The sequence below is a fragment of the Massilia sp. W12 genome, from assembly GCF_037300705.1.
Lineage (GTDB): Bacteria > Pseudomonadota > Gammaproteobacteria > Burkholderiales > Burkholderiaceae_D > JACPVY01.
In genome coordinates this window covers 190,764-205,017 of the sequence record NZ_CP147776.1, presented here as the reverse complement: position 1 = coordinate 205,017, position 14,254 = coordinate 190,764, and the positions used below count along the sequence as shown (strand labels likewise).

At 54.1% G+C, this 14,254-nt stretch carries 16 protein-coding genes; 12 read left to right on the top strand and 4 right to left on the bottom strand.

Annotated features, from left to right (window positions below; all coding sequences use genetic code 11):
- The first annotated feature begins 206 nt into the window (after nt 1–206).
- The 8 genes from V8J88_RS00860 to rmuC all read left to right on the top strand — a co-directional run bounded on the left by V8J88_RS00860 (nt 207) and on the right by rmuC (nt 8,065).
- Entirely contained in the window at nt 207–353 is a 147-nt protein-coding gene (locus V8J88_RS00860; RefSeq protein WP_338847253.1) for a hypothetical protein, read from the top strand.
- 232 nt (nt 354–585) lie between these two features.
- On the top strand, nt 586–1,584 hold the full coding sequence (locus V8J88_RS00855; RefSeq protein WP_338847252.1) for an iron-containing redox enzyme family protein: 999 nt from the start codon (nt 586–588) through the stop codon (nt 1,582–1,584).
- Between the two features lie 11 nt (nt 1,585–1,595).
- Entirely contained in the window at nt 1,596–2,633 is a 1,038-nt protein-coding gene (locus tag V8J88_RS00850) for a hypothetical protein (protein ID WP_338847251.1), read from the top strand.
- An 18-nt stretch (nt 2,634–2,651) separates the two neighbouring features.
- The gene (locus tag V8J88_RS00845; RefSeq protein WP_338847250.1) at nt 2,652–3,956 is read left to right on the top strand and encodes an aminotransferase class III-fold pyridoxal phosphate-dependent enzyme; all 1,305 of its coding nucleotides are present in this window, start codon (nt 2,652–2,654) and stop codon (nt 3,954–3,956) included.
- A gap of 18 nt (nt 3,957–3,974) precedes the next feature.
- Nucleotides 3,975–5,444, top strand: a complete 1,470-nt coding sequence (locus tag V8J88_RS00840) for an aldehyde dehydrogenase family protein (RefSeq protein ID WP_338847249.1) — start codon at nt 3,975–3,977, stop codon at nt 5,442–5,444.
- A gap of 23 nt (nt 5,445–5,467) precedes the next feature.
- Nucleotides 5,468–6,040 carry a peroxiredoxin gene (locus V8J88_RS00835; RefSeq protein WP_338847248.1) on the top strand — a complete coding sequence of 191 codons (573 nt, stop codon included), beginning with the start codon at nt 5,468–5,470 and terminating at the stop codon, nt 6,038–6,040.
- 220 nt (nt 6,041–6,260) lie between these two features.
- Nucleotides 6,261–6,683, top strand: coding sequence for a group II truncated hemoglobin (locus V8J88_RS00830; protein ID WP_338847247.1), 423 nt, complete (start codon nt 6,261–6,263; stop codon nt 6,681–6,683).
- 5 nt (nt 6,684–6,688) lie between these two features.
- On the top strand, nt 6,689–8,065 hold the full coding sequence (rmuC, locus tag V8J88_RS00825; protein WP_338847246.1) for a DNA recombination protein RmuC: 1,377 nt from the start codon (nt 6,689–6,691) through the stop codon (nt 8,063–8,065).
- Here the strand turns inward: rmuC and V8J88_RS00820 are convergent, their stop codons facing one another.
- Both V8J88_RS00820 and V8J88_RS00815 read right to left on the bottom strand, forming a co-directional pair.
- Entirely contained in the window at nt 8,066–8,851 is a 786-nt protein-coding gene (locus V8J88_RS00820) for a LytTR family DNA-binding domain-containing protein (protein ID WP_338847245.1), read from the bottom strand.
- Entirely contained in the window at nt 8,848–9,930 is a 1,083-nt protein-coding gene (locus V8J88_RS00815) for a histidine kinase (protein ID WP_338847244.1), read from the bottom strand. Before V8J88_RS00815 ends, V8J88_RS00820 begins: the two co-directional genes overlap by 4 nt.
- Before the next feature lie 165 nt (nt 9,931–10,095).
- On the opposite strand from V8J88_RS00815, the gene V8J88_RS00810 reads away from it, so the two are divergent.
- Nucleotides 10,096–10,569, top strand: a complete 474-nt coding sequence (locus V8J88_RS00810; RefSeq protein WP_338847243.1) for a macro domain-containing protein — start codon at nt 10,096–10,098, stop codon at nt 10,567–10,569.
- Between the two features lie 152 nt (nt 10,570–10,721).
- On the opposite strand, the gene V8J88_RS00805 is transcribed toward V8J88_RS00810, so the two are convergent.
- Nucleotides 10,722–10,937 carry a hypothetical protein gene (locus V8J88_RS00805; RefSeq protein ID WP_338847242.1) on the bottom strand — a complete coding sequence of 72 codons (216 nt, stop codon included), beginning with the start codon at nt 10,935–10,937 and terminating at the stop codon, nt 10,722–10,724.
- A 69-nt stretch (nt 10,938–11,006) separates the two neighbouring features.
- Between V8J88_RS00805 and V8J88_RS00800 the strand changes: the two genes are divergently transcribed.
- The 3 genes from V8J88_RS00800 to V8J88_RS00790 all read left to right on the top strand — a co-directional run bounded on the left by V8J88_RS00800 (nt 11,007) and on the right by V8J88_RS00790 (nt 13,614).
- The gene (locus V8J88_RS00800) at nt 11,007–11,246 is read left to right on the top strand and encodes a hypothetical protein (protein ID WP_338847241.1); all 240 of its coding nucleotides are present in this window, start codon (nt 11,007–11,009) and stop codon (nt 11,244–11,246) included.
- A 153-nt stretch (nt 11,247–11,399) separates the two neighbouring features.
- Nucleotides 11,400–12,800: an argininosuccinate lyase gene (gene argH, locus V8J88_RS00795; RefSeq protein WP_338847240.1), complete on the top strand. Its 1,401-nt coding sequence runs from the start codon at nt 11,400–11,402 to the stop codon at nt 12,798–12,800.
- A 76-nt stretch (nt 12,801–12,876) separates the two neighbouring features.
- Entirely contained in the window at nt 12,877–13,614 is a 738-nt protein-coding gene (locus V8J88_RS00790; protein WP_338847239.1) for a transporter substrate-binding domain-containing protein, read from the top strand.
- 6 nt (nt 13,615–13,620) lie between these two features.
- Here V8J88_RS00790 and lptA read toward each other — a convergent pair whose 3' ends face one another.
- Nucleotides 13,621–14,223, bottom strand: coding sequence for a lipopolysaccharide transport periplasmic protein LptA (lptA, locus tag V8J88_RS00785; RefSeq protein WP_338847238.1), 603 nt, complete (start codon nt 14,221–14,223; stop codon nt 13,621–13,623).
- Nucleotides 14,224–14,254 lie beyond the last annotated feature (31 nt).

Below are 14,254 nucleotides of genomic sequence, written 5' to 3'. Positions count from 1 at the left end.
ATTTAAAAGATAAAACATTTATAACGAGATGCGCCAAAAACGGGCTTAACAGAGAATCTCCAGTCGACTTCATTCGATTACCCCACTCCTTCACTTACAGCCCCTTGACATTATTCAATAATAATGTATGATCCTTAGCAGCCATATCCTTGGCTATCTCTGGATACAAGCTATCCTACCCACTTTTCATTTCTAAGGAAATTTCAATGAACGCTATCAATACCAATGTTGCAAACGAAAAAGAACTGTCCGCTGAAGAAATCGCAGCAGTGAGCGGCGGCGCAGCTCAAGCAGTTGAAGTTGTTAAGTCCCCGGCTGCAAACACCGCAGCTCTGGGCGCAATGATGAAATAATTAAATATTATTCATCAAGCACCAAAAAAATGGAGCCGTGAATGACGGCTCCATTTTGAAAATGTGATGACGAGAAACCCAAACAAGGTTCGAAAATCGCAATTCTTTACATCGCGCTAAGCTTCTGATGACTTACCCGTCTTGATGTGGCGACATAGATGACTAAGCCTACTATTTAACACCCATTTTTCAACAATCTGTTAAAGTTGTTAATCAGGAAAAAGGAAAAGAAATGCAGTATCCCATCCTCAGATCCGGTGCAGCGTTGATTCACCATCCCGAGACATCAAAGACCCACATTGCACTTAATGGCTTGGAAGTGGCTGTCAGCGGATTTTCTCACGCCTCTCTTGAAAAATTCTTGCTAGCCATGAATGGAAATGAGGAGCTTGAAAAATTAATACATGATCATGCGATGGCTCCTGAAGCCACAAAAGCAATTATTAGAGATCTACAGAGGCTTGATTTAATTAAAGTTCTGGATAAACCATGTCAGCTCACAATTTCCCCAAGCGACTTCGCCGCAGCTTGCCGGAACATCTTTCCAATTTGGAAAAAAAATGTTTTCCACCACGATTTCTGGGTGCGGCTGACTGATGGCTCAGCCAGCCGGACTGAATTTATGGGCTGGTTGCTGGAAAATTTCTATTTTATCGAAGGCGCCACAATCCGCCTCTCCGCAGTCAGTGCGGCGTGCAAGCATAAAAAAATGCGTCAACACTTTTCAAAACACTTCACTGAAGAATACAATCATCATCACTTCTTCATGAAAGCGCTGAAGTTAGCGGGAATGACTGAGCAACAAGTTAGACAGCATAACCCACTTCCCAGCACAATGGCGATCATGAATCACATGCGCGAGTGCGCGCGTCGTGATCCGATTTCCTACGCAGCATGCTCTGCGTTCCTGGAATCGACCGGTGAAAATCGCGTTTCCTCCATGCAATTTTTTGACTTGCTGAGCAAACACTTTGACACTGATAAAATCGGCATCATCAAACCGCTGGTAGATCATGCGCATTTGGATGAAGATTACGGTCACAATGACTGGCTGGAAAAAATTTGCGCTGAATTGCCTGTTTTGGAAATGGAGCGCGCGAATCAAGCGCTGCAATCTGCGCGTACGCTCGTTGAGCACTTATCGGCTTGGTCCGATGATATGCAGAAACATTATGGCGCAAAAACATTGGAAGAGGCCTTACGGCCGCATTCATTCCGTCAATTCAACTGATCGTGTGATATATGGCAGAGAACAGCCCAATTCAATTTGAAGAACAAATCCACCCGCTTTTGTTATCAAATTTAAACATCACTGGCAACAGTGAAGCCTTGACCATCTCAGCCCCGGAAAACACTTATAATTTCACAGGTGATTCCGCTGCGGTTCTTTTTAAAACTGCTCATCTGTTTACTGCAATCCGCAGTGTACAGGCGATTGCAGATATGACTGGCGTAGATAGCAAAAAATTATTGGCTGTCGTTAAATATCTGATCGCAGAAGGCATTGTATTGGATACGACTGCGGCGATCAAAGATTGGAGCGACAGCTCAGCTTTCGTAGACGCAATTCTGGCTGAATCCGCCTTCTGGCGGAAACATCTTGGGGTGCAGCCGTTCTGGAAAAAGATGATGGCCGGGCAACTCAGCCAATCTGTCATTTTTGGCTGGGGTATCGAAATGACGCATTATGTTGATGCCGCCAATGAATATATGGCCATGGGTGTGGCGAATTGCCGCGACAGCATAAAAGTACGGGAAAAATTATCTTCGCAATATTCCGAAGAAGCGAATCATGCTGAATTGTTTCTGCACGGCCTGATCAATTCTGGTTTTGACAGAGACGCGCTGTTAACTGCGCCTCCTTTGGCTACAACCCGTGCACTGATTAATTTCTTGAATGAAGTGGCAATGGATGGGACTATGTGCTATTCAGCCGTATTCACGCTGATGCAAGCTGATGTGCGCTTTAAAAATGCAAATGATTTGATTGCCTCGCATGAAAAACTGGTCGAACTGTACCCCTTTGCAAAAGCCATGTTAGCAGGTATGCATAAGCATGCAATGATCGACGTAGCGCTGGATCACAGAAAGACCCTGTTCGAAGAGTTCTATCGCGATAGTGGTTATATTTCGCGTCGCGAAGCGGAAAGCGTGGTCAACGTCATTCGTAGTTTGGCAAAATATTTTATTTTGTTCTTTGAAGGCATTGAAGCCTATTACGACCGCGAGGATAAACAGTTGCCGCGCCGCGCAATCTGCGTATCCGAGTATATCAACTGATAAGTGCGGGCTTGCTTCATGCCGAAAGAATTACACGCAGACTGGGAGGCGCGAGCGCGCGCCTCGCTCGCCGGAACCGTGACACATGACAGCTGGATCTGTGATTTTGATCCCATCGTGTTTTCCCATGCAAATGGCCCATATAAATGGGATGTGAACGGAAAGCGCTATCTCGACTTGTGGATGGGGCATGGCGCAATGATGTTAGGACATAATCGAGCCGAAGTCAGCCAAGCATTAATCGCACAGGCTTCCCGTGGGACGCATCTGTCCGGCAACCATGCATTGCTGGTGCGTTGGGCGGAACAAGTGGTGCAAATGATTCCGAGCGCAGAGCAAGTCCGCTTTTGCGCTTCCGGCACCGAAGCCACCCTATTGGCGCTGCGTCTGGCGCGCGCGTGCACAGGTCGCCAATACATTGTCCGCGTTGACGGTCACTTCCATGGCTGGCACGATGAATCGCTCTCCGCATTCGCTTCAAACTGGCCAATCGGCTCACATCCGCACGCTGCCTCCCACATCCGTCTGGCACGCGCCGGGTCAATTGATTCCGTGACTGAGTTGTTGCAGGATCATCTGGTCGCTGCATTGATACTGGAGCCGGGTGGCGGCAGCAGCGGCTTGCTTCCTTACGACCCGGAATATTTAAAAGCGATCCGCCAAGCTTGCAACGCCAGTGGTACGCTGCTCATTTTTGATGAGGTGATGAGCGGTTTCCGTTACGCTCCCGGGGGCGTGCAGGAAATTTCAAAAGTAATGCCGGATATCACCACGCTGTCCAAGGTATTATGTGGCGGATTGCCAGGTGCAGCCCTTGTCGGTCGCTCTGACATCATGCAATGCTTTGATATCGACAGCCAACGTAAAGTCGCCCATAGCGGCACATTCAATGGCAATCCGCTGGCCGCTGCAGCCGGCTTGGCAACATTGCAAATTCTGCAGGATGGATCTATGCAGAACGCCGTCAACTTGCGAACTGCCCAATTTGTGACTGCGCTCAACCATACTGCACAGAAGCACAACCTGGATTTGCGTTTATTCCATCAGGCCTCAATCATCCACATCGTGCTGGGCGCGGTTGCCGCCGGGACTGCGGTAAAACCCTCGGCGGAAGTGATTCCACTGATCAAGGGCAATACGCCAGCATATAATCTGTTGCGCCGCGAGTTTTTGGCGGCTGGCATTGATATGCACCGCACGCATGGCTGGTTGAGTTGTGAACATAGCGATACAGTGCTGGACGAGGCGGTCGAGGCAGCGAATCAGGCATTTGGCCGATTGGCTGGAAACGCCCGTTTTCAGCAGTTATGCCCGCTCGTTTAGATCATTACGGTACAAGACATGCTTGAAATTTCGCACTATATAAACGGCAAGACGTACGCTGGCAATTCACAACAATATTTCCACTCCATCAACCCGGCAACCGAAGAGCCGCTTGCCGTGGTGCAGGCAGCGACCGAAGAAGATGTTGCAATCGCAATCCTGGCGGCCCGCGAAGCGTTTGATCATGGACCTTGGAAAAGAATGACGGTGCAAGAGCGCGGCGCGTATTTACATGCCATCGCCGACGCAATGCAAGCCCGCCTTGCGGAACTGGCAAGCCTGGAAAGCCAGGACACGGGCTTGGTGCATACGCTTTGCTTATATGGAGCCCTGCCAAGAGCGATTGAGCACTTCCGTTTTTTTGCCGAGGAAGGTAAGCGGATTTTCGGCAAATGCGTCCCGGTTGGCAACTCGTATTGGAATGTTTCCATTCCCACGCCGCTCGGCGTGATCGGCATCGTGACACCATGGAATGCGCCAATGACGGTTTCCACCATAAATCTTGCCGCCGCCCTGATCAGTGGCAACACATGTGTGATCAAACCTTCTGAAGTAGCACCTGTCACCACCGCCATACTGGGCGAGATATTCACCCAGGTCGGTTTGCCGCCTGGAGTAGTCAACATTGTCCAGGGACCGGGACAGCCTTGCGGCAGCGCTCTGATTAAAAGCAAATTAATCGATGGCGTGTGTTTTGTCGGCGGCACCGATATCGGCAAAGAAGTTTTGCGTTACTCCGCCAACACAGTCAGAAGAACACTGCTGGAATTGGGCGGCAAGTCTCCGACCGTGATTTTGGCCGACGCCGACTTGGAAAAAGCAGTCGATGGAGCCATGCTCAGTTGCTTCTCAAGCAATGGTCAAGTATGCATCGCAGGTTCTCGCATCATTATCGAAGCAGCGGCGTACGATCAATTCGTTGAATCTTTGGTGCATAGAACAAATAATATGAAAGTCGGCGCCCCTCAAAATCTGGAAACCGAAATGGGGCCACTGGTCAGCCGGCAGCATCTGCAGCATGTGATGGGATACATTGAACGCGCGAAACAGGATGGGGTACAACTGGCCTGCGGTGGCGTACGCCCCCCGGAATTCGACAAAGGGTTTTATCTACGTCCCACGGTATTCACCGGGGTTGATAATAAATACGCTATGGCGCAGGAGGAAATCTTTGGCCCGGTGGTATGCGTAATTAAAGCCAATAATGCAGAACATGCGATTGAAATTGCAAATGATACATCGATGGGCTTAGCCGGCATGGTGTGGAGCCGGGACTTATCGAAAGCGATTCACTACGCACGTCAGATCAAAGCGGGGACGGTAGGGGTCAATTCAACCGTAATTCGCGACATCCGCAGCCCTTTTGGAGGGATGAAAGAAAGCGGCATCGGGATGATCGGTGGCGAATGGAGTATCGCCCAATACACTAATTGGCAAACCATTTGCCTGCCCATCGAGCCATATGCTTTTCCCCGCTACGGCCTATAAGACACAGTCACAGACAATTAAAAATGACGCGCGACATACACACCATTCCAGACGATTTACCACATCCGCCAGATGATCATCTGGCGGATCATTTGCCCGGTATGCGGCTGCCGCAGATTAGACTGATGTCCACCTCCGGTGTGCTGCTTGACATCTCTGCGCAGCCAGGCTTGCTAGCTTTATTTATCTATCCACGCACCGGAGTTCCGGGTAAACCGCCCATCGTTTCAGACTGGGACAGCATCCCTGGCGCAAGGGGTTGCACGCCGCAAACTTGCAGCTTCAGGGATTTGTTCGACGAATATACAGCCCTCAAAATTGCCGTGTTCGGAATGAGCGTGCAGAGCACCGAATATCAAAGCGAGATGGCGCAACGCCTGCACCTCCCATTCCCTGTTTTGAGTGATGAAAAGTTAGCTTTCACCCATGCACTTCGCTTACCGACGTTCACTGTTGCAGAGCAGGTTTTGCAAAAACGCTGTGCACTGGCGGTTCGTAACGGAGTCATCCTGAAAGCGTTTTACCCGGTTTACCCCCCAGAGAAAAATGGGCGGGAAGTCTTGCAATACTTCCATGAACTGCTGGCATCTGGTTAAAAATTCTGCAAGCCACACCGTAATCACCGATTCTGCACTGCGGTCACGTAACAAGCCTTGCAAGGATTATCGTTTCATGGCACATCGAAATTTCACCACCGTGCGCCTCCCAGTCGCATCTTTTCCCTATTTTCAGCATATCCTCCCCGCGCGTCTGTGGTAGCCATAGTATTATCTGATCCTTTTCTACATACGGCAGTTACTTGCTGCCCTTGTCACGATGGATCAAAGCAGCCAAATCCCTTGCAACAGCAATTCACAGAAAATCACTCCATATCAATTACTCGGAGGCGAAGAAGCAGTGCGCGCCCTGGTTGACCGTTTTTATGATTTGATGGAGTTGGAAGAGGAGTTCGCCGGCATCCGCGCCCTGCATCCGCAGGATATGAGCGGCTCACGCGATAAATTATTCTGGTTTTTATCCGGCTGGCTGGGCGGGCCGGATCTGTTTGTCGCGCGCTTCGGCCATCCGCGCCTGCGCGCGCGCCATCTGCCCTACAGCATCGCCAGCAGCGAGCGCGACCAATGGCTGCGCTGTATGGCCTGGGCCATGCAGGAACAGGGCGTGGCGCAAGATTTGCAATTGCGCCTGATGCAGGCTTTTTACCAAACCGCAGACTGGATGCGTAACACCCAAGGCTGATCATCATGTTGCTGGAAATCGCCATCTTGCTGCTGTTGGCCCTGATTGTGCTGTTGCAAATTCTGCAGTGGCGCAAAGGAAGCGGCGCAGCCGCCCCTGATCCGCAGGAAATCGCAGCCCAAGCCAGCCAGACCCGCCAGGAATTGCATGGCATGTTCGGCCAATTGCAGCAAAACACCCTGCAACAATTCAACACGCTGGGGCAAAGCCAGGGCGCGCAATTACACCGTTTTGCCGAACAATTGCAGCAATTGGCCGCGCAATTGCAACAACAGTCGCAAGCAGCGGCCACGCGCCAAGAGCAGCAGGCGCGCGAGGCGCGCAATGAACTGGGCGCCAGCCTGTTGCAAATGGCGCGCGCGCAGCAGCAGCAATTGCAAGCCTGGCTGCAGCAAATCGGTGAAAATAATCAGCAGCGCTTACTCGAAGTGCGCGGCACATTGAACGAAAAACTGGCCGAAATGCAGCAGGAAAATGCGCAAAGACTGGAAGAAATGCGCAAAACAGTGGATGAAAAACTGCATGCCACACTGGAGCAGCGCCTGGGCGAATCTTTCCGCATCGTCTCCGAACGTCTGGAAAAAGTGCATCAAGGCTTGGGCGAAATGCAGCAACTCGCCAGCGGTGTGGGCGATTTGAAACGGGTGCTGGTGAATGTGAAAACCCGTGGCGTGTGGGGCGAGGTGCAACTCGCCATGCTGCTTGAACAAATCCTCACGCCGGAACAATACGCCACCAATGTCGAAACCGTGCCTGGCAGCAATGCGCGGGTCGAATTCGCCTTGCGCCTGCCGAGTCAGGAAGGACAAGCGGTATGGCTGCCGATTGACGCCAAATTCCCCAAAGAAGCTTATGAAAGAATGCAGTTAGCCGCAGAACGCGCCGACTTGGAAGCGCATGCCCAGGCCGGGCGCGAATTGGAAAAACAATTGCGGCTGGAAGCCAAAACCATTGCCGAAAAATATCTGGCGGCGCCCTGGACCACCGATTTTGCGATTCTGTTTTTACCCACCGAAGGCTTATACGCTGAAGCCATGCAAAGGCCGGGCTTAGCGGATGAATTGCAGCGCAATGCGCGCGTGATGGTGGCCGGGCCGTCCACCCTGGCTGCGCTGCTGAACAGTCTGCAAATCGGTTTTCGCAGCATCGCCCTGGAAAAACGTTCGCATGAAGTGTGGCAAGTACTGGGCGCGGTGAAAACCGAATTCGGCAAATTCGGCGATGCGCTGGCCAAAACCCGTGAATCGCTGGAACGCGCGGCGCGCCAGATTGAGAGCGCGGAAACGCGCAGCCGCCAGATGCAGCGCAAACTCAAAGGGGTCGAAGCTCTGCCGGGCGAACAGGCGCAAGACGTGCTGCGGCTGGATGGCGAAGAAAACTGATTATTTCACCAGCGACTTGATAATCGGCCACTGGCGGCGCGAAATCGGCAATTTAAACGCGGTGTCGCGCACCAGCACCAGCCAGGCTTCCTGCCCCGCGCCTTCGCCCGCCTCCGCCACGCCTTTCTCCACGCCGGCAATCGCATTGCGCGCCACCAAGGCATTCCGGTGCACACGCACAAAGCGCTCTTTCATTTCCTCTTCAATCGAGACCAGCGATTCTTCAATCAGATATTCGCGGCTCTTGGTGCGCAAACAGACGTATTTTTGCTCTGCGCGCAAAAACAGCACCTCCTCCACCGGCACCAGCAGCACACGGCCTCTTTCCTGCACCGAAAAATGCTGGCGCGCCTGACGCAGTTGCTGCGAAGTTTGCTGCAGTTTTTCCTGTTGCCGGGCAGCGAATGCCGGCGTGGCCAGCATCGCGGCGGCGCGCTTGAGCGCCTGCGCCAGACGCTGCGCGCGCACCGGCTTGACCAGGTAATCCAGCGCATGCACTTCAAACGCCTGCAAGGCGTATTCATCAAACGCGGTGACAAACACCACCGCCGGCGGATGGTCGCATTTCTGTAAATGCGCCGCCAACTCCAGCCCGGTCATGCCTGGCATTTGCACATCCAGCAAGACCAGTTGCGCACCACTTTCCGGAATCAATTGCAGCGCCTGTTCTGCGCCATCGGCCTGCCCGACCAACTCATGCGGGCACTCTGCCGCAATATCCGACAACAAGGTGGATAAGCGCACGCGCGCCGGCGCTTCATCGTCCACAATAAAAATCTTGATCATGATCCTGTCTTCTTATTTGAAGCCGCCGCGCTTGGCTGCGCCACCCGCACATAGGGGAAGCGCAAGCGCACTTCATAACTGCCGTCCACTACGCCATGCGTCAACTGCGCCTCCACATCGTACAACAAGGCCAGCCGTTCGCGAATATTGCCGAGCGCCATTTGATTGCCGGATTCGACTTCTTTGTGCGGGTCGCACGGGTTGATGATGACGATTTCAATTCTGTCGATTGAACGCGTGATGCGCACCGTAATCAAGCCCGGCTTGGGATATGGCTCAATTCCATAATGCACCGCATTTTCCAGCAAAGGTTGCAAGAGCAGCGCCGGCATTTGCGCACGCCGCAATAAACCGTCTGTGGTGTTGGTCATGTCCCAGCGCACTTGCAAGCGCTCGCCGAGACGGATTTTTTCAATCGACAGATATTGACGGCAAAGCTTGATTTCTTCGCCCAATGTCGTCAAATCCCGCGCATCGCGCATCAAGACCCGGAATAAATCGGCCAAATCCTCCAAGGTGGTTTCAGCGCGCAACGGCTCGCTGCGTATCATCGACAGCACCGCATTCAAGCTGTTAAACAAAAAATGCGGACGGATGCGCGCCTGCAGCGCTTGCAAACGCGCCTCGACCAGAACCGGGGAAAAGGCGCGGTTGCGCAATTCATAATAATGCTGCACAGCCAGGCCAAACACCGCGCCGCCGATTGCCGCGCTCCACCATTTGAGTTGTGGATAGGTGCTGGCAAACCAATCGCCGCCCTGCAAGGGGGCGATCATGCCGCCGGCCAAGAGCGCAGGCAGGGCGAGGCAGAGACCGCGTTGCGCCCAGGCTGGCGGCAAGGCCGGCAAGCGCTGCAGCAAGCGGCGCAAAGCGCACAAGGCAAACAAGAGCAAGAGCGTAGCCCACTCAAGCAGCATGGCCAGCTCCAGAAAAGAAAACAAGGCTTGCCGCCACTGCCCCTGACGCAGCAGTTCCGCACAAAACACCAGCAGATTCACGGCCAGCAAGGTGCGCATCAAGACGCCGATATTGCAGCAATCGGGGGCCAGCAATTCGGCTTGTCGGGCAGGGCTTTTCACGGGATGATTCAGGGCGATGGGGATATTCCATTTTATCCCACATTCAAAGGTGAACCGGCGCCGCTGGTCGGCGCTCAAACCACGTTGATCACATTGCCGGGCGAAACAATGCAAATCAGGGCGATCCTGAGCAAAATACTATTTTTTCAAGAAAAGAACAGAGTCATGGCGACCGCACAGATTATCCATGGCGATCTCCTCGATCAAGAGGTGGATGTGATCGTCAACGCCTGGAACAGGAATATCATCCCCTGGTGGCTGCTCTTGCCGCAAGGCGTATCCGGCGCCATCAAAAGGCGCGCAGGCTTGCAGCCGTTTTTTGAATTGGGCCGCATGGGCCCGATTCCGCTCGGCGGCGCAGTGCAGACCGGCGCCGGGCGCCTGCCACATAAAGCCATCATCCATGTGGCCGGCATCAATATGTGGTGGCGCGCCAGCCGGGCCTCGATTCAAGACAGCGTCGCTTCCGCCATCGCACTGGCGCAGCAGCAGTCTTATCAATCCATCGCGTTTCCTGTAATTGGCGCTGGCACAGGCGGTTTTGGCGAACAGGGGGCATTGGAACTGATGTTGCAGGCTTTGCAGCCGATCAGCTGTGCGATGCAAATACGGATTGTGCGCTTTCACGCCAAAAAATAAGCGGCCAGAAGCACTGCATGCCAGGCCGCCGCTGCGCAAATCACTTGTAAAAATAGTGCGATTGACATGAAATCATATTCAAACATAATGCATAATCTGCAAAAGACTGTGGGGTTTGGATATGGCCGGCGCCTTGTGTGACGGCATACCATCTATTTCACCTTGCTGTCGCACGACAGCCCTGCTTGATGAAAGTGCATATGATGCTGCTCAAACTCAAACGCCTGCTTTCCCTTGGCATTTTGCTCTGTTTCTTCCTGCCGCTGGCGCAATGCAGCTTGAAATCTGACGCCATCGGCGCGCAACCGCAGGCATCTCAAGCAGCGCCCAATCCGGTCAGGAAAACGGTGGAATTTGTGCCAGCGCATGCGCTGCAAAACAAAAATTGGCATGGGCTGCAGTTATTCGCGCTTTTTTGCTGGCCTTTGAGCGCATTTATGCGCAAATCCCTGCAAGAACGGTATAGCGCCTCCATCAATGCGGCGCATGCCGTTTTGTGCCTCATCAACCTGACCTTACTGCTGGAATTACTCCGTCTCTTTCCAGAAATCCGTTACGGCGGCATCATGCTGTACATATTCCTGCCGGCCTATTTGCTGTGCAGCCTGCTCATGCTTTGGCAACGGTTCAGGGCTAAAGCCGGCCCTCCGCAACAGTCAGCGACACCCGCAGGCTGAATGCGCCAGCCAGACACGCCTCCTTGCGCCGCGCAAAGCGCGGCCACAAACAGCGCTGTATTTGGCCTCTTATCAAAACCGCTATAATCATTTGCTGCAGTGCGAAAATCACCCGTCAATGATGCAATTCAAGATAGCGTTCAAGGTAAAGCCATGACATCACAACTTTCCAGCAAAGACAAAGCCTGGTCGGCGCGTTTTTCCGAACCCGTTTCCGCATTAGTGCAGCGCTACACCGCTTCGGTGTTTTTTGACAAACGCATGGCGCTGTTCGACATCCAGGGTTCGCTGGCGCATGCGGCGATGCTGGCCAAGCAGGGCATCATCAGCGCGGCCGATCTGGCGGATATTGAACGCGGCATGGCGCAAATCCGTCAGGAGATTGAGGGTGGCGGCTTCGAGTGGCAATTGGCGCTGGAAGATGTGCATTTGAATATTGAAAAACGCTTGATCGAATTGGTCGGCGACGCCGGCAAGCGCCTGCATACCGGACGCAGCCGCAATGACCAGGTGGCGACCGATATCCGTTTGTATCTGCGCAGCGCCATCGACGATATCCTGCAATTGATTCGCACCCTGCAAAGCGCCCTGGTCGATCTGGCCGAGCGCGAACACGCCACCATTCTGCCCGGCTTCACCCATATGCAAGTGGCGCAGCCGGTGACCTTTGGCCACCATATGCTGGCGTATGTGGAAATGTTCGGGCGCGACGCCGAGCGCCTGGCGGATTGCCGCCGCCGCGTCAACCGCCTGCCGCTGGGCGCCGCCGCGCTGGCCGGCGCCACTTTCGCGCTTGACCGCTACGAAGTGGCGCGCCTGCTCGGTTTTGAGGATGTCTGCCACAACTCGCTCGACGCCGTGTCAGACCGCGATTTCGCCATCGAATTCTGTTCCGCCGCCGCGCTGAGCATGACCCATATCTCGCGCTTTTCCGAAGAACTGGTGATTTGGATGAGTCCGCGCGTTGGCTTTATCGATCTGGCTGACCGCTTTTGCACCGGCTCCTCGATCATGCCGCAAAAGAAAAACCCCGATGTGCCGGAACTCGCGCGCGGTAAAACCGGCCGTGTGAATGGCCATCTGGTGGCCCTGCTGACGTTGATGAAAGGCCAGCCGCTGGCCTACAACAAAGACAATCAGGAAGATAAAGAACCGCTGTTTGACACCGTCGATACGCTCACCGACACCCTGCGTATTTTCGCCGATATGTGCAGCGGCATCACGCTCAAGCCGCAAGCCATGCGCGCCGCCGCGCTGCAAGGTTTCGCCACCGCCACTGATCTGGCGGATTATCTGGTGAAGAAGGGCATGCCCTTCCGCGATGCGCATGAAATCGTGGCGCATGCGGTGCGCGACTGTGAACAGGCCGGCTGCGATCTGGCCGATTTGCCGCTGGAAAAACTGCAAACCTACAGCAGCCTGATCGGCGCGGATGTGTTTGACGTGCTCAGCCTGGAAGGCTCAGTGGCGGCGCGCAATCTGGTAGGCGGCACCGCCCCGGCGCAAGTGTTGCAGGCGGTTGCGCGTTGGCGGCAAAAATTGGCGGCGGCATAAACTCATCCCGCCGGGCCGCCTTGTCTTACACCCGGCCACTGCCGATAATGCAATATCCGGCATCCGGGAGAACCACATGAAAAGCGCGCTTTGCCTCTTATTCGCGGTCGCTTGCGGCCCCGTTTGCGCCGAAGCAGTGTTGCGCGTGGGCGGCTTTCTGGTGGCGCCCATGATGATGGGCGAAGGCGATCAGGCTTTATATGGCGCCTTGCCTGAATTTTTGCAAAATGAAGTCGCTCCCAAGGCCGGCGTGAAATTGATATTTCTGCCGGTCATGTCATTTCCACGCGCCAAGCAGGCGCTCAAAGAAGGCAGCCTGGATGTTTTATTGATTTCCGGCAACAGCACGCATTCCGGCATGCAGCGCGCCAGCTGGGCATGGCTTGCGCCGCGCTCGTTTTTGGCGGTGACGCCCGCCTCGCCCTGGCGCAAGGTGACATCCTTGCAGGAATTGAGCGGCAAGCGCATAGGCTGGGTCGGCGGCAGCCAATTGCCGCCGGAATTCAAAGACATTGCAGTGGATTGGGATTTTTCATTTTCGCCGACATGGCAAAGCGTGAATTTAAAAAAATTGCAGCTGGGGCGGCTGGACGCGGTGTTTTTTCAAAACCCCTATTCCGCCATTTGGTGGGGACGCAAAGATGGCATGCCTTTGCGCCTGCTGGATTTGCCGCTGCCGGCAGAGAAATTCGCCTTCGGCTACGCACAGCGCGCAGATGCTGCGGCGGTTGCCCGTTTTGATCAAGCCGCAGCGGCGGCTTTTGCCGGCGATAAATTCAAGCGCTGGCTGGAGAGCTATGCGGCGCAGCGCTGAATTGCCTCAAGGTTTGGCCGCCGCTTTGTCAGCTGCTTTTTCTGCCGGTTTGTCGGCTGCTTTTTTCTCGCTGCGCGGTTGAATCACCACCGTCACCCGTGGCGCGCCGGCCTGTGCGGCGCCGCTGTTGTCATTCACCGCGCGGAAAACTTCTTTCAGGCTGTCATAAATCACCAGGGCGCCCTGCACCTGCTCAATCACCCTCTTGCCTTCCATGCGGCGCAACACGGCTTGACCGTGGATTTTCATTTCTTCCTTTTGATCGGAATACTCGATGCGCTCACCCTCGCCTTCAATCCATTCATCTTCGCCCTGATCGCTTTTCTGGCGGAAGCTGGCGCGTGCGCCCGGCGCGCCCAGCAACACGAATTCCTGGTAACCGGCGGCATTTTTGGCGAAATCCAGCTTTTCTCCACTCATCTTCAAACTGCCGCGCGTAAGCTGAATATTCCCGCTGAAGCTGCCGGTTTCACGCACCGAGTCATAATCCGCTTTGACAGACTGGATCTGGGTTTCTTTTTTGGCGTCAGCGCGCTCCGCCTGCGCCGGCGGCGCAGCCAGCAAAAGCGGCATAGTCAGAATGGCAAGGAGGCGGGCGGCAGTATTCATCGTCGCAAAACAAAGTGGATAGCGCGCTCAT